We start from the raw sequence: 26,325 nt of genomic DNA, 5'->3' as shown, positions 1-26,325 counted from the left end.
GAGCGCCGCCTGTTGACCGTAGGTGGTCAGACGAGAGCCCCCCGAACGGAGATCGCGGTCCGCGTACTCGAGCAGAGAATGGAGCGCCACCCGGTGGCCGTAGGTGGTCAGACAAGAGCCCCCTTCTAGGGGGCCACACATGCGGTCGCGAACAGCCAGCCAGTGGGAGCGAGCGAAGCGAGTGACCCGAAGTGCGAAGCCGGCTGTGGGGGTCATAGCCAGCAAAGAGCCCCCTTCGAGGGGGCCACACATGCGGCAGCGAACAGCCAGCCCGGTGGGAGCGAGCGAAGCGAGTGACCCGCGTAGTGCGAAGCCGGCCGGGGGGGTCATAGCCAGCAAAGAGCCCCCTTCGAGGGGGCCACACATGCGGCAGCGAACAGCCAGCCCGGTGGGAGCGAGCGAAGCGAGTGACCCGCGTAGTGCGAAGCCGGCCGGGGGGGTCTTAGGAATGGTCTTCTGGGCTGGGGGACGAGACGTTGCCGGTTTTTTGGATCTCTTCGCGCAAGCCCAGCTCTTTCATCTTGGACTGCAGGCTGCGCCGCGAGATGCCCAGCTTGCGGGCCGAGCGGGTCACGTTGGCGTCGGTCTGGGCGAGGGCCTCGCGGATCAGGGCCTCTTCGATCCGGCGCGAGCCGGCCTTGACGGCTTCTTTTAGATCCAGGCCCAGGCTGTCGAGCGGGAGGCGGATCGCTCGTGGCAAGCCGCCCTCGTCCTCGTCTAGCTCGTCGTCGTCGTGTTCGCCGTCGACGTTGGTGAACGAGTCGGGCAGCTCGCCGACGCCGATCAGATCTGCGCTGGCGAACAACACCATGCGCTCGACGAGGTTCTCGAGCTCGCGGATGTTGCCTTGCCAGTTGTAGCCGCGCAGGGCCTCGAGGGCGTCGGCGTCGAAGCCTTTGACGTCCTTGCCGAGCCGGTCGTTGGATCGCCGCAAGAAGTGCTCGAGCAGGGGCTCGACGTCCTCGGGGCGCTCGCGCAGGGGCGGCAGGTGGATCGGCACGACGTTGAGGCGGTAGTACAGATCCTCGCGGAACCGCTTTTCTTTGATCTCTTCTTCGAGGTTGCGGTTGGTCGCGGCGATCAGGCGCACGTCGACGCGCAGGGTCTTGACCCCGCCCACCCGCTCGAACTCCGACTCTTGGATCGCGCGCAGCAGCTTGACTTGGATCTCGAGCGGGATCTCGCTGACTTCGTCCAGGAACAAGGTGCCGCCGTCGGCCAGCTCGAAGCGACCCTGGCGGGCCGAGACGGCGCCAGTGAAGGCCCCGCGCTCGTGACCGAACAGCTCGCTCTCGACCAGGGTCGAGGGGATCGCGGCGCAGTTGACCCGGATGAAGGGCATTGCCCGGCGCTCGGAGCCAAGGTGGAGGGCCCGCGCGACCAACTCTTTGCCGGTGCCGCTCTCGCCGGTGATCAGCACCGTTGACGGGCTCGCCGCCACGGTTCGGATCATCTCTTTGACCGAGGTCATCGACTCGCTGCGGCCGACCATGCCGTCGTCGATCGAGGCGGGGGCGCTTGCGCCGACCTCGACCACGGGCTCGGTGCGTGGGCCCGAGAGCCGACGGGTCGAGATCGCCTTGCCCAGGATCTTGTCGATCTGGGCCCGATCGAAGGGCTTCTCGAGGAAGTCGAAGGCACCGGCCTTGACCGCCTCGACCGCCGTGTCGACGCTGCCGTACGCGGTCAAGATGATCACCGGCAACCCGGGGTCTTCTTCGACCAGCGCGCGCAGCAGCTGCATGCCGTCCATGCCGGGCATGCGAAGATCAGAGATGACGACGTCGAAGGTGCCGCGCGGTGAGCTCTTGACGCGAGCCAGACCCGACTCGCCGTCGGGTTCGGTCACGACTTCGTGGCCTGCCTGCTGAAGCATGACCCCGAGAACTTTGCGGAGGTTGGGTTCGTCGTCGACGACGAGGACGCGTGGTTTGGGCTCAGTCACTGACTCGTGCTCGTAATTCCGAGATCGACCGGGAGCAGCACCGTAAAGCTGGCCCCCGCGTCGGGGTTGTTGCTGACCTCGATCATCCCACGGTGATTTTCGACGATGCGCTGGCTGATCGGCAAGCCCAGCCCTGTACCACCGCTCTTCGTCGTGTGAAAGGGCACGAACAAGTTGGTCATGGTCGCGGTCGATAGGCCAGGCCCATCATCGCGCACGGTGATCGCCACAGCGTCCGTGTCCGGCAGCCCGTGCACCCGATGCTCGAGCTCGATCCAGACTTTCCCGGGCGGGCTCTGCTCTTCGGTCGCGTCGAGGGCGTTGAGAACGAGGTTGTGCAGGGCTTGCCGCAGCGCCTCGGGATCCCCGCGGACCGCGGGCGCGTGGGCTTCGAGGGTCAGGTTCGCGTTGGACGCTTCGGCGGCCGGGAGCTCGCGGCCGTGCTCGACGAAGGTCCGAAAGTCGACCCACACGCGGCCAATGCGGTCGCTGGGCAGCAGCCGCAGGGTCGCGCGCACGATCTCCGTGAGGTCCAGGGCCTGCATCTCGCCGGAGTACGGGCGTGAGTAACCGAGGAATTGCGTGACCACGCGGTTGAGACGATCGACCTCTTCCACGATCACGCCCAGGAATTCGCGGGTCAGATCATCGGCGTTGACGAGGCCAGGCTCGACGACCTGGACCGCGCCCCTGATCGCACCGAGCGGGTTGCGGATCTCGTGGGCCAGGCCGGCCGCCATCTCACCGAGAGCCGCGAGCCGCTCCCGCTCTTTGCGTTGCTCCCACACCGCCGAGTTTTGCAGGGTCACCGCGGCCTGCGAGGCCAGGATCTCGAACAGCTCGACCTCTTCGCTGGAGAACGGCTCGAGCAGGCGCTCGTCGTTGACGAACAGCGCCCCGATCAGCTCGCGGCGGCTGTGCCCGCGACGGCCCGCGTCGCCCTCGCCCTGCTGCGGATCCCGGCGGGCCAGCGCCCACCCGCCGCCGCGCAGGCCGGCCGAGCTGTGGTCTTCTGGGCGATCGGGAACCGACAAGATCGGCACCGCGAGCGCGGCCCCGAGCTCGACCAAGATGTCCAGGCAGTCCTGCAGCTCGACCTCGGCGTCGCGACCGGCCCGCTCGCGCTCGCGCTCGAGCACGTCGCGCAGCTGCGGGCCTTGGGTGCGCATCCGCTCGAGCAGCGGACGCCGCTTGGCCACGTCGAGGCGGGTGACGCTGGCCGGCTGCTCACCGATCTCGCGCAGCAACACGAGCGAGGTCCCGCGCGCGTCGAGCAAGAACATGCTCGCCGTGGTCACCCGGTTGGAGTCGGCGAGGGCCTCGAGCACGACCTGCACCATCTCGTCGGGGTCAATCACGTTGAGCAGGCGAAACCGCAGCTGGACCAACAACGCGCGCAGCTCAGCGCGATCACGAAACAGCCAGGCCTCGACGCGCGACTCGAATTCCTGGCGGACCGGATCCAGCAGCACGATCACGGCGAACGCCGCGACGGCGCTGTTGAACAGGAACAGGGTCCAGCTGCCCTGCTTGGACGGGATCCACAGCAACAACAGCGCCAGCAGCCCGGTCACGGCGATGATCAGCAGCGCCAGCGTCATGATCCGCGCGGCGAGCTCTGGCAGCTCGAGCAGGCGCTCGCGCTGCAAGGTCTGCGCGACGAAGTACAGGTAGACCGCGCTGATCACCGGCCCGATCGCGGTGATCGCCGGCGACCCGAACACGATTGCGATCATGCTGGCGTAGAACAGGTAGCGCAGCCGCGGCGCCGTGGCCGTCCCCTCGGCCTGCTTGGCGGCCCGCCACATGCGTCGGGCCACGAACGCGAGCCCCACGATCACATAGGCGTTGAGCCCGGCCGAGACCAAGTCCCACGGGCCCCAGTCGGAGAAGTCCCAGAATCGCTCGCGGGTCACCGCGTCCAGGCCCTGCTCGGGCGAGCGGCTGAGCAAGATGAACAGCGCCGTTGCGTGGGCGCCAAGCAGCAACACCAAGATCGCGGTCTGCAGCCTGCTGCGCCGGCGCGGGCGCTCTTCGGCGGGGATCAGGCTCGAGAAGCAGCGGTCCGCCGTCCATGGCAGGACCAGCGAGATCGACTGCGCGCCCCACCGAAACAGCGTGATGTCCGAGAACTCGTGAAAGAAGCTGGCGAGGTGAAACAGGCCCAGGTTGAAGCAGAACACCGCGAACAACACGAAGTCATCGCGGGAGCGATCGCGCAGCACGACCGAGGTCCCGATCGCAAACGCGACCGTCGCGGTCAGGAGCGAAGGTAAGCTGCCGGTGAGCGGGTTCACGTGGGGCCCTCGATGTCGGCAGGATACCCGAAGACCAGGTCAGAACCCGCGCACGGGCAGATCCGGCGGCCGCTGCAGCCAGCTGTCGGCGGCGTACTCGGCCGCGCCATCGATCACGTGCAGGGTATGGGCGCAGCGCGAGCGCGCCGAGCGGTTCGCGGCGCTGCGATTGCGATGGGGTAGCAGCCCGTCAAGCGCGACGAGGGTCCCAACCGGCGCCTCGATCGGGCGCCAACCTTCACGCAGGCGCTCGCGCTGGCGAAGCCGGGGATCACGATGAAGCCATCACGCTCGAGCTCGGCTCGACGCTCGCTCACGGCGGGCCGAGCTCAGCAGGGTGCGGGCCCGGGGCTCAGGGGCAGCACACCTCGCCCTCGGTGGCGATCGGCTCGCCCTCGGCGGGCTGGATCGTGCCGATCGGCGGCTGGCCGCTCGCGCAGACGTAGTCGGGGCGATGGATCGCGCCGTCGCCGATGTCGCCGACGATCTGGGCCCCCTTGGCCTCGCACTCGGCCCGCGTGAGGGTTGGACGCTCGTCGCTCGCGGGCGGGGGCTTCGGGTCGTCGCCAGGGCTCTTGGAGCAACCGGCTAGCGACAAACCCAGGGCCAACACGCTCAGCTGAATCACGCTCGTTGCTTGCTTGATCATGGTCGTTCTCGCGTTCTCGAGACCAGCTAATAGACTGGATTTTTCGCCGTGCAAGGACCCGGACTGGCGCAACCGACTCGGGCCCCGACTCAAACCAGTGGGTCCGGCTCGTCCGTTTCGGCGGCTGGTGAGGGCTCCGCCGGGGGCACGTCAGCGGCCTCGGTTGGCAAGAACCGCGCGAGCCGCTTGCGCATCACGGACACGGCCTCGTCGTTGTCGTCGATCAGCGTCACCGACCGCCCCAAGGCCGCCCCCGCTTCGCCAAAGGTCCCGCTGCCGGCAAAAAAATCCAACAGTTGATCCCCAGGCAGCGAGTGGACCTTGACGATCCGCTCGATCACGCCAAGCGGCTTCTGGGTTGGGTACCCGGTCTTCTCGCGCCCGCTGGGGCTCACGATCGTGTGCCACCAGACGTCGGTTGGCGTCTTGCCCCGCGCGGCCTTCTCTTTGCTGACGAGACCGGGCGCCATGTAGGGGATGCGGTCCATCTCGTCGAAGTTGAAGACGTAGCGCTTGGGGTTCTTGGCGTACCACAGCAGATTGTCGTGCTTCGCCGACCACTTGCGCTTGGACCGGCCGCCGTAGTCGTAGGCCCAGATGATCTCGTTGATGAAGCTGTCCCGGCCAAAGATCTCGTCGAGCAGGACCTTCGCGTAGTGGATCTCGCGGTAGTCCAGGTGCACGAACAAGCTCCCGTCCGGGGTCAGGAGCCGGTGGGCTTGCTCCAAGCGCGGGGCCAGGAACCCCAGGTAGTCGTCAAAGGCGTCGCCGTAGGCCTTGCTGCCGTGGACGATCGTTCGGTAGCGCCGGCCCTGGAAGCCCGTGCGGTCGCCGTCTTGCTCGTCGCGGACGGCGCTCGTTCGCGTTCGAGTCTGGCGCTTGCCGGTGTTGAACGGCGGATCCACGTAGATCAACCGGAACTGGCCAGCGGCCATGTCCTGCAGGTGCGAGAGGTTGTCACCGGTGAGGATCTGAACGTCGCCCGGAGCCTCACCCGGCATGTCGGAAGCCGGCACCCACTCACTCCATACCAACGACCAGGCTGGGCTGCCCGCTGAGCAGTCCGGCAATTCGGGCGGCGAGATAGGTTGAGAAGTGGCCCTGGTAGCGGATCCACAGCTCGGGGATCCGCCAGTCCGAGCCGCGCACCCGGCCGCGGCAGCGAGGCGTCCCGCACTGGCAGTCAAACTCGTCGTAGGGGCTACCGTCGGCCATCGCGTAGTCGAAGCAAATTTCGTCGCCCGCGGGGATTGTGTGCATGGCAACCAGGCTCACCTGACCGCGGAACCCGGCGTTGGGCTGGCACGAGTGGTTGATCCAGTCGCCGGGCCCGTCGCGGGTGCTGAGCAGGTACAGATCCTCGTCAACTTGCAGCGCGTAGCGACCGGCCCCCGGCCCGAGCTGGGCGATCTGTCGGGGGGTCACGATGCTCCCGCCAAACACGGCGATCAGCTCACCGGCGTTGATCCGGCGCGTGGCGTAGACCGAGCGTTGATCCGTCCGCGGATCGACCCGTCCGATCGCACAGTCCGACAAGAAGCTGGACGCGGATTTGCGCATGTTCATCATTCCACCGAAATGATCTCGACAGGCACTTTTGCCCTGACTTCGTAGAGGTCCGGGCGACGATCTTGGAGGGGGCGAACGGTTCCGTCTTGACGTAGCACACTCAGCGCGCCTAGATCGAGATCCGCGACGACGACGGTCTCGACGTTGGGGTCGGCCTCGGCGATCACCGCGTCGTCGGGGAACCCGAAGTCGCTTGGTGTCAGCACGGCCGAGCGTGCGTAGTTGAGCAGGTAGTTGCGCGCGGGCAGGTTCCCGGCGTTGCCGGCGAGCACGACGTAGACACAGTTCTCGATCGCTCGCGCGGCTGCAGCGTAGCGGACCCGCTGGTAGGCCTTGCGCTCGTCGGTGCTGAACGGGACGAAGATCACCTCGGCCCCGGCCAGGCCCAGCATCCGCGAGACCTCGGGAAATTCGATGTCGTAGCAGATCTGGATGGCGACGCGGCCAAGCGGCGTGTCGAACACCTTGAGCCCCTCGCCGGGGCGAATGCCCCACGCGCTGCGCTCGCCTGGGGTGACGTGCAGCTTCTCTTGGGAGTAGGCGTGTCCAGTTGGCGAGATCAGATAGGAAACATTGCGCATCTCGCCGTCCGTGACCACTGGGATCGAGCCGGCGATGATGTAGAAATTGAACTCTCGGGCCAGGCCCTGGACCAAGGCGATGTAGCGCTCGGCGAAGGTCGCGACGAACTCGATGGCCTCGATCTCGTTGCAGCCCCGGGGCGCGAGCGGCAACAGCACGGCGATCGCCAGCTCGGGGAGGACCAGGAAGTGGCCGTGGTACTCGTCCGCGACCTCGGCGAAGAACCGAATGCTGGCCGCGAACGCGTCCCAGTCGCTCACGCGGCGCATCAGGTACTGGGCCGCGCAGACCCTGACCTTGCGCACCGGTCGGCGCAGGGGCGGCGCCGCGATCCGGCGCCGCTGGGCGTTGAAGTTTGGGTTGTCGAGCTCGAGGAAGGTCGCCCAGTTCATGCTCGGGGCGTCGTGCATGATCTCCAGGCTGACCCGAACGACCCGGTAGCCAGCCTTGAGGTGGGCGTTCAGGGCCGCGTCCTGCAGCTCGCCGCGCTCGACCGCGGCGACGTACTCGGCCGCGGTCATCTTGCCGGCATGCGCCGCGAACCCAGCGATCCGCCCGTAGGCGACCATCCGGCGCAGGTTGTACTTCTCGAGCAGCTTGCGGCGGTGAACGTAGAGCTTGCCCGCGACGCCCTTGCCACGAAACGCTGGGTCGACGGCGATGTCGGCCCCGTACAGCGTGTCGCCGCCGGGGGTGTGCGAGCTGAAGGTCCCCGTGCCCGTGAGCTCGTCGTACTCGTAGGCGCTGGGTAGATCCTCGAGCTGGACGATCAGCGAGGTCGCGTAGCCAATCACCTGGCCGCCGAGCTCCGCGAGGAACTGGCCCTCGGGGAACGCGTGCAGCTGCATCTCGTAGTGACGGGCGTCGTACATGCCCGAGGCCGTGTAGTCGTTGTACGCCTTGCGCTGGCACTCGACGATCGCGGGGATGTCCGCGGCGCGCCAACGCCGGACCCGAACCTGGCCGTGCAATTCTGGCAGCGAAGGGGCGGTGGACTTGGCCTTCGCGGCGGGCTTGGGGGACTTGGCGGGCTGGGACTTCGACTTCGGCTTGGCCTTGGCTTTGGCCTTGGGCTTGGGCTTGGTCACTTGCCACCTTTGTACGCGCATTGATCCCGAAATGAGATCGGATCCTGCTGCCCGTCACGGAGCGCCCCCGCTTGGGCAGGATCGAGCAGATAGGGCCACAGCGGCTGCGGGACGGTGCGGATCAGCCCCGCGAGCTCGCGCGCCTCGGCGTCCCAGGGCCCGGCGTAGCGCAGCAGGTCTCGGCCGTGGATCTGGCCGCGGCACGCTGGATCTGCGCAGTCGCACATCAGCGCCTCGTCGAGGTTGCACTCGGCGTAGTCGCAGGTGATCTCCTCGCCGGCCTCGATGTCGCGGCGCGCGACCATGAACCACGAGCCAACCCCGCGCAGCGCCGGGTCGCAGTGGTGGTTGACGTAGCGGCCGGCGTCCCAGCACAGCACGTAGCGGCCAAGCGCGTCGCGGTGCGCGTAGCGATCGAGCTGGGCCTGCACGGCTGGCGGGAACCGGTCGAACGCGGCCTGCTCGAACACCTGGTCGAGCACATCTTGGGTCCACACGATTGTCCCGCGGGGGATGTCCGCCCGCGCGAGCACGCCGTCGCTGACCAGCTCCGAGATGAAGCTGACCTTGGTCTGCGGGTGGATCACGAGCCGGCCGAGCTGCGTGCAACACGCAGATGATATTGATGATCGGAGCCAGCGGGTCGCCGGACGGCCTGGGTTGAAGGCGTGGAGAGGTCGGAGAGCACCTTGGCTGGTGTAGAGCCCCGGTCGGCGCCTTTGGGTGCACGAGCTGACACCTGCCTGCTCGCCCGCGCTGAGCTGGGTGCGAGCGCCCGTCGCTTGCGGGGGCGTCCCCAGACTGGCACCGTGAACGGCGCCATCAACGGACAACACCGTTGCTCCACAGCCAAGACATCTGGGTCATCGCCCGCTTCGAGGTCGTCCGTCACCTGCGTTCGCGTCACGCGATCGCGGCCGGGTTGCTGTTGATCCTGTTTTGCGGGTTCGGGGCCTACGAGCTGGTGCAGTTCGCCGACAAGCTCGCCGAGCTCGACCGCGACCTTGGCCCCGCGCTCGACATGATCGCGGGGATGGTCGAAGGGCTGACCGATCTCCCCGTCGTGGGGGTCAGGGGCCTGCTGCGCCAGCATCCGCCCGTGCTCGTCGCGCTGTTCGCCCTGGTCATGTTCCTGATGCCGCTGCTGTCGATCATCTTGGCCTACGATCAGACCGCGACCGACATCGAGACCCGCCACGTCCGCTACTTGTTGTTTCGCAGCGACCGCATCTCGATCTTTCTGGGCAAGGCACTTGGCGCGCAGCTAATCATCTCCATCGCGGTCGCGCTGGTGGTGCTGATCTTCGGGGTGTTCTTGGCCGTCCGCACCGACGCGCTCGAGGGCATGAAGGGCGTCGCGTATCTTGGCCGCATCTGGGTGACCGCGGTGCTCTACGCGGTGCCCTTTGTCGCGCTCTTGGGCCTGAGCTCGGCGCTGTTTGGTCGCGCGCGGCGGTCCTTGACCGTGGCCTTCCTCTACTGGTTTGGCGTCGCCACGCTCTCGGGCTTGCTCTCGCTCGCCAACGAGGGGTTCGAGCACCTCCGCTACCTGTTCCCCTCGGTCGGTCGGTTTGATCTGCTGCTCGATGACCCTGGGGATCTGCGCGGAACCGTGCTGTACCTGGTGGCGTTCACCCTCGTCGCCGGCCTACTGGGGCTGTGGCGATTTCGGAGTCGAGACCTATGACGGCCGCGCTGCGGGTCAGCGGGCTGAGCAAGTCCTACGGCAGCCTCCAGGCGCTGCGGGGCATGAACCTCGAGGTCCAGCCCAGCCAGATCTTTGGCGTGGTCGGGCCCAACGGCGCGGGCAAGACCACGTTGTTCTCCGTGATCAGCGGGTTCTTGCCGCAGGACGCTGGCGAGGTCGAGATCGCGGGCAAGCGCCTGAGCCGTGGGGCGCCGCCGCCAAAGGGCTCGCTCTCGATCTTGCCGCAGGACGCCGGGTTCATCGCCGATCTCAACCTTGGCTTTCAGCTGGTCTTGTACGGCGAGCTGCAGGGTCTGGGTCGGGCGCGGGCCCAGGAGGAAGCCCGCCGGGTGCTGAAGCTCGTCGGGCTCTCGGAGGTGTTCGACCGCAAGGCCAAGACCCTCTCGCACGGCATGCACAAGCGCGTTGGCATCGCGCAGGCGTTCATTGGTGAGCCATCGTTGGTGATCCTCGACGAGCCGACCGCCGGCCTCGATCCCCACGCCGCCCGTGAGATCCGGGCGTTGCTGCGCAAGATCCAAGGTCAGCGCACGGTCATCGTCTCGAGCCACAACCTGGGCGAGGTCGAGGATCTGTGCAACGAAGTCGCGATCCTGGATCAGGGCGTGCTGGTCCGACAAGACTCGATCACGGGCGTGATCGGCGGGGCCCAGCTGGTCGTGTTTCGACTCAGCCGGCCGCCGGCCGAAGCCGACCTGGCCGGGCTGCGGGCGCTGCCCTTCGTCACCGACGTCGCGTGGTCGACCGAGGACGAGCGCCTGCGCGTGGCCTTCAACGCCGACGCCCAGCCGCCGGGCCCGGCTTCGCGCGACATGGTCTGTGCGCTGGTCGACGCGGGCGTGTTGTTTGTCGAGATGAAGCTGGGCAAGAGCCTGGAAGAGCGGTTCTTGGAAGAGACCCGCGCGGGCGGGTGACGAGTGACGGGTGACGGGTGATTGATCATGGCCCCGCTCCCGCAGTCGTTCTTCGCCCGCCCCGTGGATGAGCTCGCCCGCGCGTTGCTGGGTTGCCGGATCAAGCGCGGTCCGATCATCCTCGCCATCACGGAGGTCGAGGCCTACGCGGGCCCCGAGGACACCGCCAGCCACGCCCGGTTCGGCGAGACCCCGCGCAACGCCGCGATGTGGGGACCCGCTGGGCGGGCCTATGTCTACCTGTGCTACGGCATCCACAACATGCTCAATATCTCTGCCGCGGAGCCCGGTCGGGCGTCGGCGGTGTTGATCCGCGCGTGTGAACCAGTGGCTGGCCTGAGCGAGATTCGCCGCCGTCGCGGGGGCAAGTCGGGCGCAGCGTTGTTGGCCGGTCCCGGCAAGGTCGGCGCCGCGCTCGAGCTCGACACGAGCTGGTCGGGCCACCCGCTGTATCGCGCGGGTGGCTTGAGCGTGTTGGCGGGCGCTCCCCCAGCAGGCGTGCTCGTGGGTCCGCGGGTTGGGATCGACTTCGCCGCGCCGGCCGATCTCGACCGACCGTGGCGATTCGCCGTCGCCGAGAGCCCGTGGGTCAGCCATCCAACGGGCCTGCGACCCGGTTGACAACCCATATCCGCCCAGGCGAACAACGTTGCGAGCGTTCGCCAACGACGAAGCCCGCCACGCCACAGTGCAGACCATGCCGACTGCCAGCCTTTCACAAGCTTGGATCTCGATCGCGCTCGTGGGTCTCGTGGGCGCGCCGGGCTGCAGCGCTGCACCCCCGGCGGGCGCAGACGCGACGAGCAGCACCGACACCAGCAGCACCCAGGCCAGCGAGACCATCGGCGACGGCGACGGAGACGGCGACGGCGACGGCGACGGCGACGGCGACGGCGATGGCGATGGCGACGGTGACGGCGACGGCGACGGCGATGGCGACGGAGACGGCGATGGTGACGGCTGCCCCCGCAACGTCGTCGTCATGGGCTACTGGCCGCCAACCAACGAGATGCTCCGCCCGTGGAGCCAGAATCCCGCGCAAAACCCCGACGGCTGGACCGGCGAGAACTGGCAGGGCAGCGGCTACGACGTCTACGCGTTCTTCCCCGAGTTCCCGCCCGACGGCGACCCCAGCAACGACGCGATCGGAGATCCGGGCGCGGTTGGTTCGCCAGAGTCGGATCTACAGGTCGACTACCAAGACACCTCCGCAGACTTTTGGCGGATCGTCGACGAGTACGAGCCCGTCATCTTGATCACGACCAGTCGCGGCGGACAGATCGGCTGGGAGATCGAGGCGGTCGAAGGTGGCCACGACGGCGGAACCATGGACCCAGCGCAAGACTGGATCTCCGATGGCTTCGGGGCGGTGACCCGGCCAACGCAGGACAGCGTCGAGCCGCGCACCTTTGCCGGCATATCGACCTACCGCCAGGGCAACCAGCTGCCCTCGCAGCTGCCGATGCCAGCGATCCGCGACGCCGCACTCGCGCTCGACCTGACCTCCGTAGCAATCGACCAGGGCACCAGCGGAAACTTCTTGTCCGGGTTCTTGGCCCTCCACGGCCTCCTCTACAACACCGACGCCGCGCACAACGTGGCCGCCGGGCACATCCACGTGGGCGTTGGCGTGCCAACCCCAACAGCGCAAGCGTTGATCGAGGCGACGTTGCAAGTCGTGATCGAGGCCCACCCACTCAATTGCGGCTAAAGTCCATCGCGTAGGCGGTGCCCATAGTCAAACCCCGACACGTAAATGGAGAGGCCCCCGGTGGCTGCAGGTGGCCAGACAAGAGCCCCCTTCTAGGGGGCCACACATACCCCCGCCAACAAACGCCCGATGGGAGCGAGCGAAGCGAGTGACCCGAAGTGCGAAGGCGCCTGTGGGGGTCATAGAAGGCCTGCGAAGTGCGAAGGCGCCTGCGGGGGTCATAGATCCACTTCGCGGACCTTGACGCCGGCCTCGCTGAACATGCCCTTGCTGATCCGAAAGTCGTCGGCCCAGCGCTCGGGGATCTCGATCGGCCCAGGGAACACGACCTCGGTCACGCCGGCTTGAATCAGCGAGCGAGCGCAGCGGGTGCACGGCGGCCACGTCACGAACGCGGTGCACCCCTTGAGCGCGATGCCGATCCTCGCGGCGTGCATGATCGCGTTCTCTTCGGCGTGGCAGATCAGCGGGTACTTGAGCTCGCGCGTGCCAAGCCGCTCGATGCTGTCCTCGATCCCGCGCGGCAGCCCGTTGAACCCGGTGCTGCGGATCTCGCGATCGGGGCCCACGACGACGCACCCGACCTGCGTCGACGGGTCCTTGCTCCACTGCGAGATGTGGTGCGCCAGCGCCAAGAATCGTCCGTCCCACTTGAGGCTCATCGCCGCCAGTGTCGCCGATCATTTTTTTGCTGACCAGCGCGTAGGGATCGGTCGGGGCCCGACACCACAACGGTGGGCGACTCGACGCGACGCCAAACCAAAGGAACCCCAGCGATGAGTAACTTCTACGCGTTCTACCAAAACGGTGGCCTGTTCATGCACTTCATCAGCCTCGGAGCCGCGGTCGCGCTGACGTCGGTGGTCCTCCACGGCCGGGCCCGACGCATGGGCAGCGATGATCCCAAGCTGCTGCACCTCGCCGATCGGGTCGGGGGGCTGTGTCTGGCGGTGGGTCTGCTCGGCTCGGTGTTTGGGATGATCGAGGCGGGCGCGGCGCTCAGCACCGTCGAGCCCGCGCTGTTCGAGCAGGCCTCCGCGCGTGCTCAGGCGATCGTACCGGTCACGGTCGCCTGGGCGCTGATGTGTGCCATCCCGATCTGGACTGCGACGGCGGTGCACCGGGTCCGAGGCCGCGCCGTGATCGATCGAAGCGGGGCCACGACCAGCTGACGGCAACCAAGTCTGCGATCAGCTGCGTGGAGGCGGCCGACCCATGCTGTCGGCCGCCTTCTCTATCTGCCGTGGAACGACGTTTGTTCTGGACAAGCGAAGGCAGACGCGCCCCGAGGGGACTTTTTTCGATCTCGTTGTAGGGTTTCGAGGTCCGTCGACACTGCTGTTCGTGATGACCCTCCTCCTGTCCAGCATCCTGGCCGAGCCGCCCCGGTTTCCAGCGGTGCCAGCCGAGTCGCTGCCGCTGTCGTCGATGTTGCTGGGAAACACGGTGTTCATCGTCATGGGCAGCCTGACCTTGCTGGCGCTGCTGGGTTTGCCGCTGCTGCGCGGGTTTGGGATGTTGATCGGCAGCTCGCGCTGGCTGCTTGGTCGGGCACCGCTGCTGTGGGCTCGCCGGATATCGGTGGTCGACCCCGAGCGCCCATTGACGCTGTCGGGCCTGTCACCCCAGCTCGCCAGCTTGGCTCGACAGACCCGCACGCTGGCGCTGGAGTTGCGTCGTCGCAGTGAAGCGGCGCGTCACTGGCCCGACGACGCCGCCGAGTTCGAGTCCGTTGGCATGACCTGGTGGAGCTCGTTCACCGGTGACGCGCTCGACTTCACGCCGCTCATGGACACGCGGCGCGAGGTGTTCGACTGGCTGCAGAGCGTCCAGAGCTTGTCCAAGCCCGACCAGGACAGCCTCGCGGCGCTCGGGATCGACACAGAGTCCGTACGCGAAGCCCTGACCGCCGATCGCCCTGTCGCCGAGCACGTGCGCACGCTCGCCGGACTACTCTGGGCGATCGATGAGCGCCTCGCTGGGGCCAGCAGCCGCGGGTATCGAGCCAGTGGGCACCAAGCCAGCGCGGGGCCGGGCGCGGCCGTGTCGCTCACGTCGTCGCCGTCGTCGCCGTTCATGGCCAGCGACGACCAAGCGGACGAGCAAGCCGTGCGTCGGCGTCGCTTCGCCGCGCTGGTCAACGAGCAAGGCAGCGGGCTCTCGCGGCTGGCGGGCAGCTACGCCCGCAGCCGCGCCGAGCGTGAAGATCTCGAGCAAGACATCGCGCTCGCCCTGTGGCAGTCGCTGCCCAAGTTTCGCGGTGAGGCCTCACTCAACACCTTCGCGTACCGGGTCGCCCGCTACTGTTGCTATCGCTACCTGCGTCGGCGCGGCCGCCTGCCAACCAACGCAGACGCGCTCGAGACCCTGCGCGACCCAGACAGCAACATCGAGGCCCACCTGCTCGAAGCCGACGCGCGGGCGCAGGCCAAGCGGGCCGTCGCCGAGCTGCCCGACTCGCTGGAGTCGACGCTGAGCCTGCACCTGTCGGGGCTGTCATACGCGGAGATCGCCACGCAGCTGGGGATCTCCGAGCAAAACGTCTCGGTCCGGCTGACTCGGGCTCGCCACCGTTTGCGCAGCCAGCTCGCGGCCGCCTGAACCAACCGCGACGGCGCTCACCTACCGCGCATCTCATCCCGCATCGCTCGCAGCGGCGGCAACTCCTGAAGGCCGCGTAGCTGCCCGACGGTCGCCTGGAACCAGTTGGGGCCGGCGAGCCAATCTTGGGCGTCTTGGGCTGAAACGCCCATGGCGAGCAGTCCGTGCTTGCGCCCGGTCGCAACCAAGCGCTCGCTCGCAACGGGTCGAAAGTGGCGCGAGGCGTCGACGGGTGCCGACTCGACCGAAGCCGCCTCCAACCGCGACAACGCTCGAACGAACGACTGCCACCCACTGACGGCGGGGGCATCGTCCATTCGAGTCCGTTTGGGTGGTTCGACGACGCCGGGGGATGCACGACGTCGAACATCCCTCGGCCGCTCCGGCTGCCCAGCCGCCGCCTACTTCGAGCGGGACGACTTCTTGGACTTCGCGGCCGAGGTCTTGCCGCGAGCCATCACCACTGGTGGCCGCCCGTCGTCTTTGATCTCCCCGCTGGCGTCGGCGCTTGGCTTGCCGCCTTCGATCACGCCCGTGGGCCCCCCGCGCGAGAGACCGTGCTTGGTCAGGACCTCGGCTTCGATGCGGCCGAACATGTCGGGGTTGTCGTGCAGGAACTGCTTGGCGTTCTCACGCCCCTGCCCGATCCGATCGCCCTTGTAGCTGAGCCACGCGCCGGCCTTGTCGATCACGCGATCTTCGACGCCCAGATCGATCAGCATGCCCTCGCGGCTGATGCCGACTTGGTTGCCCTGCTGCGGGTTGCTGGGATCCGGGAAGTTGATGTCGAACTCGACCTCGCGAAACGGCGCGGCCATCTTGTTCTTGACGACCTTGACCCGGGTGCGGTTGCCCGTGACCTTGTCGCCCTGCTTGATCTTGCCGATCCGGCGGATGTCCATGCGCACCGAGGCGTAGAACTTGAGCGCGTTGCCGCCGGTGGTGGTCTCGGGGCTGCCGAACATCACGCCGATCTTGGAACGCAGCTGGTTGATGAACACGACCAAGGTGCGCCCGCGGGAGACCGAGCCGGTCAGCTTGCGCAGCGCCTGGCTCATGAGCCGGGCTTGGAGGCCGACGTGGCTGTCGCCCATGTCGCCCTCGAGCTCCGCCTTGGGCGTGAGCGCGGCGACCGAGTCGACGACGATCACGTCGATCGCCCCCGACCGAACCAGCATGTCGCAGATCTCGAGGGCCTGCTCGCCGTAGTCTGGCTGCGAGATCAGCAGGTCTTCGGTCTTGACGCCGATCCGCCGGGCGTAGCCGACGTCGAGCGCGTGCTCGGCGTCGATGAAGGCGCACACGCCACCCTGGCGCTGGGCTTCTGCCAGGACGTGGAGCGTGAGCGTGGTCTTGCCCGACGACTCTGGCCCGTAGATCTCGACCACGCGGCCGCGCGGGAGCCCGCCGATGCCAAGCGCGATGTCGAGGCCCAAGCACCCCGTTGGAACAACCGGCACGTCGCTACCGGGGAGCTTGCCCTCGGCGTCGAGCCGCATGATCGAGCCCTTGCCGAACTGCTTTTCAATTGTGGCAAGCGCGAGGTCGATCGCGGCGGTGCGTTTCTCGGTGGTGGTGTTGGCGATGGTGACGGGTTTGGACATGATGCTGTCGATTTCTTTGGGCGAGGGGTGAGCGGCGAGGCAGACCCTAGCCCGAGATGGGGGGGGTGACGTTGTCCAGGCTGGACAAGGTGAGCTGATCGAAGACCAGCTTGAGCGCCCACATGGTCGTGGCGTCGCGGATCGTGTCGCGCTTGCCGAACAGGCGCAGACGTTTGTAGGTGGTGCCAGCGGCCGTGGCCACCGCGACGTCCACGGTGCCAACGGGCTTGTCCGGCGAGCCGCCGCCGGGGCCCGCGACGCCGGTGGTGGACACGCCGATGTCGCTGCCGAGCCGCGCGCGCGCGCCCTCGGCCATGGCCCGCGCGACCGGCTCAGACACGGCGCCGTGAGCTTCGAGGATCTGCGCGGGGACGCCGAGCTGGGCGATCTTCACCGCGTTGGAGTAGGCGATCACGCCGCCGACGACCGTGGCCGAGCTGCCGGGGATCGCCGTGAGCGCCTGGCCCACGCCGCCGCCTGTGCACGACTCTGCAGTTGCGATGGTGAGGCCACGCTCGATCAGCCGATGCACGAGCAGCTCGGCGAGCTCGGCCTCGCTGCCACACGAATACAGGGCCGGACCGATCGCGGCTGCGAGGGGGCCGTCGAGCGACTCGAGCTCGGCCTGGGTCGCGGCGCTGCCGTCTTCGTCGCCGCCCTCGTCGCCCCCCTCGTCTCCAGGGGTAGCCTCGAGGATCAGCTGGACCTCTGGGTAGCGCGCCCGGTAGTGCACGAACATGTTGGCGAGCCCCGGCGAGCGCTCGCGGGCCGCTGCGAGCACGCCCAGGACGTTCTGTTGGACGGCAGACTCCCCGCTGCCCAGCGCCCGGTAGACCCGACGCGGGATCGGCTGCAGCTCGAAGCGCTCGCGCAGCCGCGGCTCGACCTGCTCGCGCATCATCTGATGCAGCTCGCGGGGGACCCCCGGCATCGAGAACAACCAGCAGCCCGCGGGACCCGGGCCGTCACCCAGCACATCACCCGGCGCCGCGAGCTGGATCGCAAAGCCGGCCGCCGTGCCGATTGGGTTGTCGAGCACCGTTGCCCCCTCGGGCAGATCCGCCTGCTTGAGGTTGGCCTGCACCAGCTCGCGCCCGCGGGACGCAAAGAACGCCTCGAGCCGGGCCGCGAGCTCTGGATGCCGAGTGACCCCGACCCCGACCGCGGCCGCGACCGACTCCGCCGTGAGATCGTCCGTTGTGGGGCCCAACCCGCCCGAGATCAAGCAGATCCCCGCACGATCTGCAGCTGCCGCGTGCAGGGCCGCCACGATCTCCGCCTGCCGATCGCGCACGGTGGTCGCCCGGATCACTTCGATGCCCAGAGCCCGGCAGCGACGCCCCATCCAGGCCTTGTTCCCGTCGACCACGTCGCCGGACAGCAGCTCGTCGCCGATCGTCAGCAGATGTGCACGGACCCTCGCCACTGTCGCCACGCTCCCCAACTACTGCGCAAATGTCAAGATGTTCGGGCGCCCCGGTCCCGCCCGGCAGATTGGCTGTCCAAGCGCCCAAACGCAAGGCACCAGGGCTGTTCTTGGCTCGCGCGAGGCCACTTGCGGGGCCCTGGCAGACTCGCAGGCGAGTCACGAGCGGAGGAGATCGCCCCTCCCAGACGCCGGCCGTCCAGGTGTGAAATCGCTCTCGCAGTCGCCCCCGAACACCGAGACGTTTGCGCAGCCGCGGCGCCCTCTACCCCCGCGTCGGTGGGCTGACGCGGCCAAGTCTCGGGTCCGGGTCACGCCATCAGTTCGCGGCCCACGGCGAACCAGTCCACGAACGCCAGCTGCAAGCGGCCGAGAAGGCTCGCCCGAGCTGAAAACAGTTTTCTCAAAAAGCCCGCAGTCGACTAAGATGCCCGAACCGTGCGGATCCGCTACGCGGCCAAGACCGACGTTGGCATGAAGAGGACTCATAACGAGGACTACTTCGCCCTGATCGAGGATGAACAGCTCTTCATCGTCGCCGATGGCATGGGCGGACACGCCTGTGGAGAGGTCGCCAGCAAGCTGGCCGCCGACGTCGTAGGAGAGTTCTATCAACACTCACGCGACGCTGACGCGACGTGGCCGTACCGCTACGACCACAACCTCAGCTACGTCGAGAACCGCATGGTCGCAGGCTTCCGCCTGGCCAACCTGCGGATCTTCCAAAAGTCGCAGTCCGAGCCAAACCTGCGCGGCATGGGCACCACCGTAGTTGGTTGCTTGATCAACGGCGACCACGCCTACGTCTCGCACGTCGGCGACTCCCGCGTGTATCGGATCCGCAAGAGCGAGATCAAGCAGCTCACCCGCGACCACTCCTTGTTCGAAGACTACAAGGACGCCCGCCCCGACATGACGGAAGAGGAAGCCAAGAACTTCCCCCACAAGAACGTCATCACCCGCGCCCTCGGCATGCGCGAGAACGTCACCGTCGACATCGGCAAGTGGGAGATCGAAGACGGCGACCGCTACGTCCTGTGCAGCGACGGCCTGTCCGGCATGCTCAGCGACCCCGAGATCGGCAAGATCGTCGACAACGCCCCCGACCTAGAAGCAAGCGTCGGCGAGCTGATCGACCAAGCCAACGCCGCCGGCGGCACCGACAACATCACCGCCATGGTCGTCGAGTGCAGGTATTGACCTAGACCCCCACAGGCACCTTCGCACTTCGCAGGTCACTCGCTTCGCTCGCTCCCGACGGGCTAGCTGTACGCGACCGCATCATTGGCCCCCTAGAAGGGGGCTCTTGTCTGGGCACCTACCGCCACCGGAGGGCGCTCCAACAACGTGTTGATCTCAGCATGCTCGCCGTGTCTGGTACCTGAGCGCGTTCCAAGGGCTGGCTGTACGCGACCGCATCATTGGCCCCCTAGAAGGGGGCTCTCGTCTGGGCACCTACCGCGATCGAGCGGCGCTCCATACCTTCTGTACCGCCCGCGACCGCCTTCGCACTTCCGCAGCTGCGGCCGCTTCGCTTCCAGGGGCTGCGGCGGGTGTAGACGGCTGAGCGGAGCGGAAGGCTTTCGGCGAAGCGGAGCAGACGACTCTTCGGCTGCGGTGCCAACGGTCCTCGAGCAACAACTGGTGCCCCCCCAAGCACACGCCCCTCCGCAAACAACCAACCCAAAAACGGAGTGGTTTACCGTCCGTCCCCACCCAACGATGAGCCCCCCGCGTGTTCGGATCGGAGCCACCCCCGTCGAAGGCAGAGCGCACAAAGGCCGCAGACTGCTTCAACCCGGCGTATCTACGCACGTGGAGATTAGCGAAGAGAAGCGCGGCCGGGCCAGTGAGACGAGACCAAAGGAAGCGGGGTCACGAAACTGAAGTAGACCGTAGCCGGGTTGGAGCAGTCTGCAGCCCGTGCGCGGTCCCCGCCGGCCCCCACACCCCCGCAAACAACCAACCCACCCCCCGCAAACAACCAATCACCCAATCACATCCCCAAAGGACGATAAACCACCCCCCCAGCCAGCATCCAGCAGCCACCACCCGAACACTGAATCCCCCCCCCCTCAGTAAACGCCGAGTCAATCCGCACCCAGTCATTCTCCCCTTCCCCAGTCACCACATACAACCGATCCCCCCCATACCGATAAACCAAGTTCGTAATCTGCATCCCCGACCCATCCCCCACGTCGACGAGCCCCGGAAAGTACCGCTCCGTCTCCCGCGTCCAGCTCTTGCCAAGATCCCGCGAGATCACGTCCCCCCACATCACGCCGTCCGCGTTGACCCGCAGATCCGGCTGCTCGGTCGCGCCCGGCATCTCCTGCACGACGATGAAGTGCGCGCCGCCGTCCTCACTGCGCAACAGCACATTATTGTTCTTCCGCGTGGGCGCCGTCGTGGCCCAGACCGTCTCGCCATCGCCCGCCATGTCGATCACGGGGCTCGGGATACCGGTCACGACCTCGGCCCAATCGCCCAGGTCGTCGCTGCGCCGCAGCTCGCCCTTCGAACCCGAGACATAGACGACGCCGCCGACCTCGAAGATCGCCCGCCAGTCGCCCTTGATCTGCTCGTCGCCGGCGGGGAGCCACAGCTTGGGGTCGACCTTGGCCGCGAGGATCTCGTCTTTGGCCGCCGCGAGCATCACGCCCGCGTGGGCCCCGTCTGCGATCACATGGACGGCGTTGATCTTGTAGCTGCGGATCAGCTCGCCCTCGACCCAGCTCGCGCCTGCATCGGAGGTGGACACCAGCTTGACGCCGTCGGTGGTCAACACCTTGTCGCCCGCGACCGAGAACGCGGTCGCGCCGTAGCGGCCAAGATCGAGCCCATGCGCGCTCGACCAGGTCCCGCCGCCGTCGGTTGTCACGGCGACCAGCGCGTCGTCGCCAAGCGCGACGCCAACGTCACCGGTGAAGGTCAAGCCGCGCACCTCCGGCATGCTCTCGGGGGTGCTGACGTCCGCCTCGAAGCGACATGTCTCGCCGTCTTCGGGGCCTTCATCGCAGGGGCCGCCGCTCGCGGGGATCTCGACCGGCTCGGCCTCGACCCAGTCGACACCGTTGATGCTCGAGAAGAACGCGCGGCCGTCGCTGGCCACGAAGTTGCCGTCCGACTTGCCGACCCAGGTCAGGTTCTTGGTCGTGGGTGGCGCGGCGTAGTCCCACTTTTCACCGCCGTTTTGCGAGTAGACGATCGTGCCCTTGGCACCCACGATGATGACCGTGCTCCCGTCAACGATACCGTCGCTGAGGTTGCCAGACTCCTCCCATTTTTGATCGACCCAGGTCTTGCCGCCGTCTTTGGAGATCGCAATCGCGCCGGCGTTGCCGATCGCGTAGTAGGGCCCGCCCGCGGCCCCGAAGATCGAGTTGGCGCCCTTGAAGGGCAGCGCCGCCGTCACCCAGGTCTCGCCGCCGTCCAAGGTCAGCGAGACCACGCCCTTGTTCTCGACCGCGAACTCGTCGTCGATCCCGTGCGCGGTCCCGGTCACCGAGCACGCGACGCCCCGCCGCTTGCCAACCTTTGCGATCGCGCAGCTCCCCGCGCTGGTCAGAAACCCGCGGCCGTCGGCCATGACCGGAAGCTGTTCGAGCTCGGTCCAGGTCACGCCGTCGGTGGTGCCGTAGCCAGTCTTGCCCGACCACGCCAGCACCGCGCCGTTGAGCTCGATCAGCGACTTGGGCTTAAACTTGTCTGGCATCCAGCCGCCGCGACCACCGGTGCCATCTTTGCCAACGTGGATGAACCCGCCGTTCTTGCCGATCGCAACCACGCCAAGGTCGGCCGCGACCATGTCGATCAACGAGTCGGACGAAAACCGCGGCAGCCGACGCCACTGCAGCCCATCGTTTGACATCGAGATCGCGCCCTCGTGCAGCGCGATGTACGGACCGTCGGGGTAGCCGCCGACATCGCGAACCGCGTCGCTGGCCTTGGTCCAGCGCCAAGTCGCGCCAGCGTCGTCGCTCACGCCCACGTGCGCGTCGCTGGTCGCGACGATCAGCTGCTGCTCGGAGATCACCGACGCCACGACGGTTGGTGCCCCAAGAAACGCGTGGCGTGGCGCCCAATGCTTGAAGCGATCGAGCCCAGTGATCGGCGCGATCTTCGGTGCCGTCTCCACGACGGCTTCAACCGCCGCAGTGCCATCCTCGGCTTTGTCGGCCGCGTCCTCGCCCGACTCGCCGTCTTCGGCGGCTTCGTCGTCGACCCCGCGGATCCGATCGATCAGGCCGCAGCCCGGCAGCAGGGTCAACAGGATGGGAGCCACAGTCAGGAGCGTGCGCATGACAGCGCAGCAACCCTACTACAGCCAACAGGCCCGAGTCAGAGACCCTTGAAGTCGAACATGGTCCGCAGCTTCTGCAGCCCCATGGGGTCATTAGTCTTGATCTTGCCACGGGCGATATCGATTGGCCCCGGCGCCTTGCCCTTGAGGACCATCTTCTCGAACAGATCCGGCGTCGTCTTGAGGATGCAGTCCGCGTTGTCGACCGTCTTGCCCGACTCCACGGTCGCAGCCTCGGCGTCGATCTTGACGGTGAACTTCGCGTCCCCGATCGAGAAGTAGTAAGTCGTCGGCTTCTCAGCCGAGCCCTTGATGTAGCGGCTCGGCATCTTCTCGAAGATCTTGTTGACGTCCACGGCCCTACTTATACCCGTTCACAACGCAAAACCCCCGACGCCCACCAAGTGAACATCGAGGGTTTCAAGCGAGCGGCGAAGGACCGCCCCGCCCAGCGAAGGACCGTCTCCCTCATCCGACGAGGGACCGTCCCCTCCATCCCGGCGAAGGACCGACCCCTCCATGCCGGCGAAGGACCGTCCGCACATGTCCGGCGAAGGACCGATCCCCATCCGGAGATCAAGAAGGCCGTCCGCCGGAGACGACTAAGCCCCCCTCGGGGGGCCACGATCCCAATGCGAACAGCAGACCGGCCCGACGAGCGAGCGAAGCGAGCGAACGGACGCGAAGCGTCCGCCTTCGGCAAAGTGCAGTGCGCCCGCGGGGGGGCTATTAAAGCCGGCCCTGGAGCATGAAGGCGATGACGAGCGCGAAGATGACCAGCGACTCGATGAACGCCAGCCCGAGCAGCATCGGCGTGAACACGGCCGAGCTCGAGTTGGGGTTGCGGCAGATGCCTTCGAGCGCGGCCGCGGCGGCGCGACCCTGACCAAGACCACCACCAAGGGCGGCAAGGCCGATCGCCAGAGCCATCGCGATTGCGACGCCCATGTTTGCGGGCGGAGCAGCCTCGGCGGCGCCTTCGGCAGCAGGTGCAGCCAGGGCGAGGATCGGGAACAGGAAGGTCACCAGGGCGGCGATGGGGGCAACAATTTGCTTGCGCATGTCGTGTTTCCTCAAAACTTGGGCCGGAACGTGGGCCGGAACGAGATGGTCGCTCAGTGCTCCTCGGCGTGCTCGAGGGCAAGCGCGAGGTAAATGACGGTCAGCAGGGTGAAGACCACGGTCTGGATGATGGCGACCAGGACACCCAGCAGCAGGAAGGGAACGGGGACCAACAGCGGGATCAGCAGCAGCACCGCGCCCACGACCTTGTGGTCGGCGAGCATGTTGCCCATCAGGCGCAGCGAGAGCGACACCGGGCGAGCGATGTGGCTGGCGATCTCGATCGGGAGCATCAGCCAGAACAGCCACGGGAACTTGGGCAGCGGGCCAAGCTCGAAGCTGGGGCCCAGGAAGTGCGCGAGGTAGTGGAACCCGTTGGTGTAGACCCCGACGACGTTGTAGGTGATGAACACCAGGACGGCGAGGGCCAGGTTGGTCTTGAGCGTGTCCGTGGCCGGCAGCAACCCGGGCACCAGACCCTGGATGTTGCTGACGAAGATGAACAGCGCGAGGGTGCCAATGAAGGGCAGCCACTTCTTGGCGTCCTCCTCGCCCATCACGTCGGCGCTCATGTTGAAGGTTGCGTTGACGAAGCCGTTGAGCATCGCCGGCAGCCGCCACTCACGCGGGGGCACGACACCTTCGGTCTTGCCCGCGAGGGTCTGCCGCCAGCGGATCGCGGCGAAGATCAGGAACACCACGGAGATGAGCGCCGCGGCGACATGCACCAACGAGTAGTGCGTATCCCCGAACATCATCCACTGCCAGTGGCGCGTACCAAACACGCTCTGCTCGGCGCTGTTGGTGAGCCGCGCCCAAAACTCGGGCATCAGAACGGTGTAGAGAGTGTCGTGGTCGCCCATGTTGGGAATGGGTGGGAGTGAAAAAAAAGCCCACCAGCGGCCTGGCTTCGTCGCGCGGCATGTACCAAAGGTTTTCGGGCCTGGCAAGCACGAGAATCACCGGCCAGAACGGTCAGAACCGGGCTTTTGGGGGACTTGTGAGCTGGCCCCTCAGCGCGCGCGCTCGTGTCGGTAGCCAGCGATGCTCGTGGTGACCAAGACCAGGACCACGCCAACCGCCAGGCCCAGGGGCTCGGTCGGCGGGTACCAGAGCAGGCCGGCGACCAGGAGCAGGATCAGCGCCAGGCGAAACGGGCCGCCGGCACCCCGGGGCCGCGCGAGCACGTCGTTGGGTTCGAGCGGGCCCTGACTCACATCGCGGGTGCGCTCGGTCCGTTCGATCCCGGCCACGGTCTGGTCGATCGCGCCCCCGACCCCGCGGGCCAGCAACACTAAATTGATCGCCCCGAGCAAGGTCCCAAACACGATCGAGATCGCCAGGCCCGAGCCGCCCAGGGCGTCGCCGGCCAGGGCCACGCTGGCGGCCACGACCCCGCCCGCGATGCAGGCGTTGCGCACGGCCTCCCGCACCAGCGCCCGACGGTTTACCGGCGGACGGTTGTCCACCTCAGTCACCCGGCGACTCCGGGGCCGGCCGGACTTCGCCCCGCTCGAGCCGCTCGAGCTGCTCGCGCTCGGCGATCTCCCGCTGAAACTGCTTGGCGGTCCGGACCAGCGCTTTGACGGCGGCGGCGATCCCCACCCCAAAGCCGATCAGCGTGGTCCACGGTGCCCAGTGCGTGTAGTTGGTCTCGAGCCAGCGGGCGAGCAAGGTGCAGCCGACGATCGCAACCGCGAGCTCGATCCCGATCGACGCCGCCGAGGTCATCTTGAACCATGGGGCCCGGCCGCCCGGACGTCGCTTCGGGTCGCCGTAGACGTGTCGCTTGGCCAGCTCGGCGTAGCGGGCCGGATCGATCTGCTCGGCTGGCTCGCTCGGCGACTCGGGTGGCTCACGCATGGGCGCCCGGGAGCCTATCACCACGGGTGCCCAGATCGACCTGCATCGACTGCGCACAGAAGTGGCGAAACGACAGGCGCCAGGTGACGCTTGGCCAGTGCAGCTCGACGTCGCCGCGCGCGGGGTAGTACGCGGCGGTGTAGAGCGTCCCCGAGCGACGCTCATGTTCGTGCGAGTAGAGCGGGCCCACGAGGAAGCGCTCGACGAGTGTCTCGAGCTGCTGGCTGGGGTCGTGGAGCACGCGCAGGAGCTCGGCCTGGCGCTCGACGGTCTGGGTGATCTCGGCGTGAGCGGGCCACTCGACCACGCCCTGATGGTTGGTAGCGACGGCGTCAGCCACCACCGACACGGCGCGGTCGGGGTTGAGGAACACGGTGGCAAACGCCCCGCCACGGTCGATGACGCCAACCGTGTAGCACATGTGACATGGCACCCGGGACAGCGCGGCGACGGCCTCGGCCGTGCTCGTGCAGGTCTCCAGCACGTAGCGAAGGATCAGCGGAATCCCAAACCCATCGCCAACCACCTTGCGGCCGCCAAACGCGAGGCTGACGGCGACGCCGTGCTCGTTCATGCCGTCGAGCGCGCCCCACAGCGAATCGATCGACGCGATGACCCCGGTCCCCGTCCACGCCGAGTGCAGGACCAGCCCCTCGCAGCGGTCGACCTCGTAGTCGTAGTTGCGCACCAACGCTGGCGCCCCGCGGCTCCACAGCAGCTGCGAGCAGCCGGCCATGAACGCGGGCGGCCGATACAGGCTCAGCATTCGAGCGACGCGATCGCCCCCGCCCGCGAGCTCGACCAGCTCGTTCCAGACCGGCAGCAGCTCGGGCATGTACGCGCGCAGGGCCGCCCCGCACGCGAGGTAGCTCGGCCGCGCGGCGTCGCCCTCGGCGAAGTACCAGCGCTCGTAGGCCGGAGCCACGCGCGCGCAATGCTCGGCCCACGCGCTTCCCGGCCGAAGCTCCTCGAGAGCGGCGAAGTGCAGGTCCATCGACGCGGA

At 67.4% G+C, this 26,325-nt stretch carries 24 protein-coding genes; 7 read left to right on the top strand and 17 right to left on the bottom strand.

The window, feature by feature from the left end; all coding sequences use genetic code 11:
* Positions 1 to 442 precede the first annotated feature (442 nt).
* The 7 genes from DB30_RS25085 to DB30_RS25055 all read right to left on the bottom strand — a co-directional run bounded on the left by DB30_RS25085 (position 443) and on the right by DB30_RS25055 (position 8,717).
* Complete coding sequence (locus DB30_RS25085) at positions 443 to 1,876, bottom strand: sigma-54-dependent transcriptional regulator (protein ID WP_052553411.1); 1,434 nt, start codon at positions 1,874 to 1,876, stop codon at positions 443 to 445.
* 65 nt (positions 1,877 to 1,941) lie between these two features.
* Positions 1,942 to 4,242 (bottom strand): sensor histidine kinase, encoded by a 2,301-nt coding sequence (locus DB30_RS25080; RefSeq protein ID WP_052553383.1) that lies wholly within the window; start codon positions 4,240 to 4,242, stop codon positions 1,942 to 1,944.
* A 352-nt stretch (positions 4,243 to 4,594) separates the two neighbouring features.
* Positions 4,595 to 4,891 carry a hypothetical protein gene (locus DB30_RS25075; protein ID WP_052553381.1) on the bottom strand — a complete coding sequence of 99 codons (297 nt, stop codon included), beginning with the start codon at positions 4,889 to 4,891 and terminating at the stop codon, positions 4,595 to 4,597.
* 89 nt (positions 4,892 to 4,980) lie between these two features.
* Positions 4,981 to 5,892, bottom strand: coding sequence for a DNA-methyltransferase (locus tag DB30_RS25070; protein ID WP_052553379.1), 912 nt, complete (start codon positions 5,890 to 5,892; stop codon positions 4,981 to 4,983).
* A gap of 19 nt (positions 5,893 to 5,911) precedes the next feature.
* The gene (locus tag DB30_RS25065) at positions 5,912 to 6,451 is read right to left on the bottom strand and encodes an SET domain-containing protein (RefSeq protein WP_165703935.1); all 540 of its coding nucleotides are present in this window, start codon (positions 6,449 to 6,451) and stop codon (positions 5,912 to 5,914) included.
* Positions 6,452 to 6,456: 5 nt separating this feature from the next.
* Positions 6,457 to 8,130: a bifunctional GNAT family N-acetyltransferase/carbon-nitrogen hydrolase family protein gene (locus tag DB30_RS25060; protein ID WP_205633058.1), complete on the bottom strand. Its 1,674-nt coding sequence runs from the start codon at positions 8,128 to 8,130 to the stop codon at positions 6,457 to 6,459.
* The gene (locus tag DB30_RS25055; RefSeq protein WP_052553377.1) at positions 8,127 to 8,717 is read right to left on the bottom strand and encodes an SET domain-containing protein; all 591 of its coding nucleotides are present in this window, start codon (positions 8,715 to 8,717) and stop codon (positions 8,127 to 8,129) included. Before DB30_RS25055 ends, DB30_RS25060 begins: the two co-directional genes overlap by 4 nt.
* A gap of 251 nt (positions 8,718 to 8,968) precedes the next feature.
* On the opposite strand from DB30_RS25055, the gene DB30_RS25050 reads away from it, so the two are divergent.
* The 4 genes from DB30_RS25050 (at position 8,969) to DB30_RS41655 (ending at position 12,463) form a co-directional block, all read left to right on the top strand.
* Positions 8,969 to 9,817 carry an ABC transporter permease gene (locus tag DB30_RS25050; RefSeq protein WP_052553375.1) on the top strand — a complete coding sequence of 283 codons (849 nt, stop codon included), beginning with the start codon at positions 8,969 to 8,971 and terminating at the stop codon, positions 9,815 to 9,817.
* Positions 9,814 to 10,752, top strand: coding sequence for an ABC transporter ATP-binding protein (locus DB30_RS25045; protein ID WP_052553373.1), 939 nt, complete (start codon positions 9,814 to 9,816; stop codon positions 10,750 to 10,752). The genes DB30_RS25050 and DB30_RS25045 overlap by 4 nt, the downstream gene beginning before the upstream one ends.
* A gap of 27 nt (positions 10,753 to 10,779) precedes the next feature.
* Complete coding sequence (locus DB30_RS25040) at positions 10,780 to 11,373, top strand: DNA-3-methyladenine glycosylase (protein ID WP_052553372.1); 594 nt, start codon at positions 10,780 to 10,782, stop codon at positions 11,371 to 11,373.
* Between the two features lie 76 nt (positions 11,374 to 11,449).
* Positions 11,450 to 12,463, top strand: coding sequence for a hypothetical protein (locus DB30_RS41655; protein ID WP_146660487.1), 1,014 nt, complete (start codon positions 11,450 to 11,452; stop codon positions 12,461 to 12,463).
* A 218-nt stretch (positions 12,464 to 12,681) separates the two neighbouring features.
* Here DB30_RS41655 and DB30_RS25030 read toward each other — a convergent pair whose 3' ends face one another.
* A complete protein-coding gene (locus tag DB30_RS25030) occupies positions 12,682 to 13,125 on the bottom strand; it encodes a deoxycytidylate deaminase (RefSeq protein ID WP_052553368.1) in 444 nt (147 codons plus the stop codon).
* A 114-nt stretch (positions 13,126 to 13,239) separates the two neighbouring features.
* On the opposite strand from DB30_RS25030, the gene DB30_RS25025 reads away from it, so the two are divergent.
* Both DB30_RS25025 and DB30_RS25020 read left to right on the top strand, forming a co-directional pair.
* The gene (locus DB30_RS25025) at positions 13,240 to 13,635 is read left to right on the top strand and encodes a hypothetical protein (protein WP_052553366.1); all 396 of its coding nucleotides are present in this window, start codon (positions 13,240 to 13,242) and stop codon (positions 13,633 to 13,635) included.
* Between the two features lie 175 nt (positions 13,636 to 13,810).
* The gene (locus DB30_RS25020) at positions 13,811 to 15,064 is read left to right on the top strand and encodes an RNA polymerase sigma factor (RefSeq protein ID WP_052553364.1); all 1,254 of its coding nucleotides are present in this window, start codon (positions 13,811 to 13,813) and stop codon (positions 15,062 to 15,064) included.
* Between the two features lie 401 nt (positions 15,065 to 15,465).
* On the opposite strand, the gene recA is transcribed toward DB30_RS25020, so the two are convergent.
* On the bottom strand, positions 15,466 to 16,668 hold the full coding sequence (gene recA / locus DB30_RS25015; RefSeq protein WP_052553357.1) for a recombinase RecA: 1,203 nt from the start codon (positions 16,666 to 16,668) through the stop codon (positions 15,466 to 15,468).
* Positions 16,669 to 16,714: 46 nt separating this feature from the next.
* The gene (locus DB30_RS25010; RefSeq protein ID WP_052553355.1) at positions 16,715 to 18,094 is read right to left on the bottom strand and encodes a CinA family nicotinamide mononucleotide deamidase-related protein; all 1,380 of its coding nucleotides are present in this window, start codon (positions 18,092 to 18,094) and stop codon (positions 16,715 to 16,717) included.
* Positions 18,095 to 18,532: 438 nt separating this feature from the next.
* Here DB30_RS25010 and DB30_RS25005 point away from each other — a divergent pair, with 438 nt between their 5' ends.
* Positions 18,533 to 19,294 (top strand): Stp1/IreP family PP2C-type Ser/Thr phosphatase, encoded by a 762-nt coding sequence (locus DB30_RS25005; protein ID WP_052553353.1) that lies wholly within the window; start codon positions 18,533 to 18,535, stop codon positions 19,292 to 19,294.
* A 796-nt stretch (positions 19,295 to 20,090) separates the two neighbouring features.
* Here DB30_RS25005 and DB30_RS25000 read toward each other — a convergent pair.
* From DB30_RS25000 to DB30_RS24970, 7 genes are all read right to left on the bottom strand, one after another.
* Complete coding sequence (locus DB30_RS25000; protein WP_052553351.1) at positions 20,091 to 22,397, bottom strand: sialidase family protein; 2,307 nt, start codon at positions 22,395 to 22,397, stop codon at positions 20,091 to 20,093.
* A 38-nt stretch (positions 22,398 to 22,435) separates the two neighbouring features.
* Positions 22,436 to 22,753 (bottom strand): hypothetical protein, encoded by a 318-nt coding sequence (locus tag DB30_RS24995; protein ID WP_052553349.1) that lies wholly within the window; start codon positions 22,751 to 22,753, stop codon positions 22,436 to 22,438.
* 373 nt (positions 22,754 to 23,126) lie between these two features.
* The gene (locus tag DB30_RS24990) at positions 23,127 to 23,459 is read right to left on the bottom strand and encodes an ATP synthase F0 subunit C (protein ID WP_052553347.1); all 333 of its coding nucleotides are present in this window, start codon (positions 23,457 to 23,459) and stop codon (positions 23,127 to 23,129) included.
* Positions 23,460 to 23,512: 53 nt separating this feature from the next.
* Positions 23,513 to 24,322 carry a F0F1 ATP synthase subunit A gene (atpB, locus tag DB30_RS24985; protein ID WP_052553345.1) on the bottom strand — a complete coding sequence of 270 codons (810 nt, stop codon included), beginning with the start codon at positions 24,320 to 24,322 and terminating at the stop codon, positions 23,513 to 23,515.
* A 150-nt stretch (positions 24,323 to 24,472) separates the two neighbouring features.
* Positions 24,473 to 24,937, bottom strand: a complete 465-nt coding sequence (locus tag DB30_RS24980) for a hypothetical protein (protein ID WP_052553343.1) — start codon at positions 24,935 to 24,937, stop codon at positions 24,473 to 24,475.
* Entirely contained in the window at positions 24,930 to 25,322 is a 393-nt protein-coding gene (locus DB30_RS24975; protein WP_052553341.1) for an AtpZ/AtpI family protein, read from the bottom strand. Before DB30_RS24975 ends, DB30_RS24980 begins: the two co-directional genes overlap by 8 nt.
* Positions 25,315 to 26,316 (bottom strand): C45 family autoproteolytic acyltransferase/hydrolase, encoded by a 1,002-nt coding sequence (locus DB30_RS24970; RefSeq protein ID WP_146660482.1) that lies wholly within the window; start codon positions 26,314 to 26,316, stop codon positions 25,315 to 25,317. The genes DB30_RS24975 and DB30_RS24970 overlap by 8 nt, the downstream gene beginning before the upstream one ends.
* Positions 26,317 to 26,325 lie beyond the last annotated feature (9 nt).

Source organism: Enhygromyxa salina (genome assembly GCF_000737335.2).
Classification (GTDB): domain Bacteria; phylum Myxococcota_A; class Polyangia; order Nannocystales; family Nannocystaceae; genus Plesiocystis; species Plesiocystis salina_C.
The sequence above is the reverse complement of the archived record's forward strand: the minus strand, read 5'-3'. Positions and strand labels throughout refer to the sequence as shown.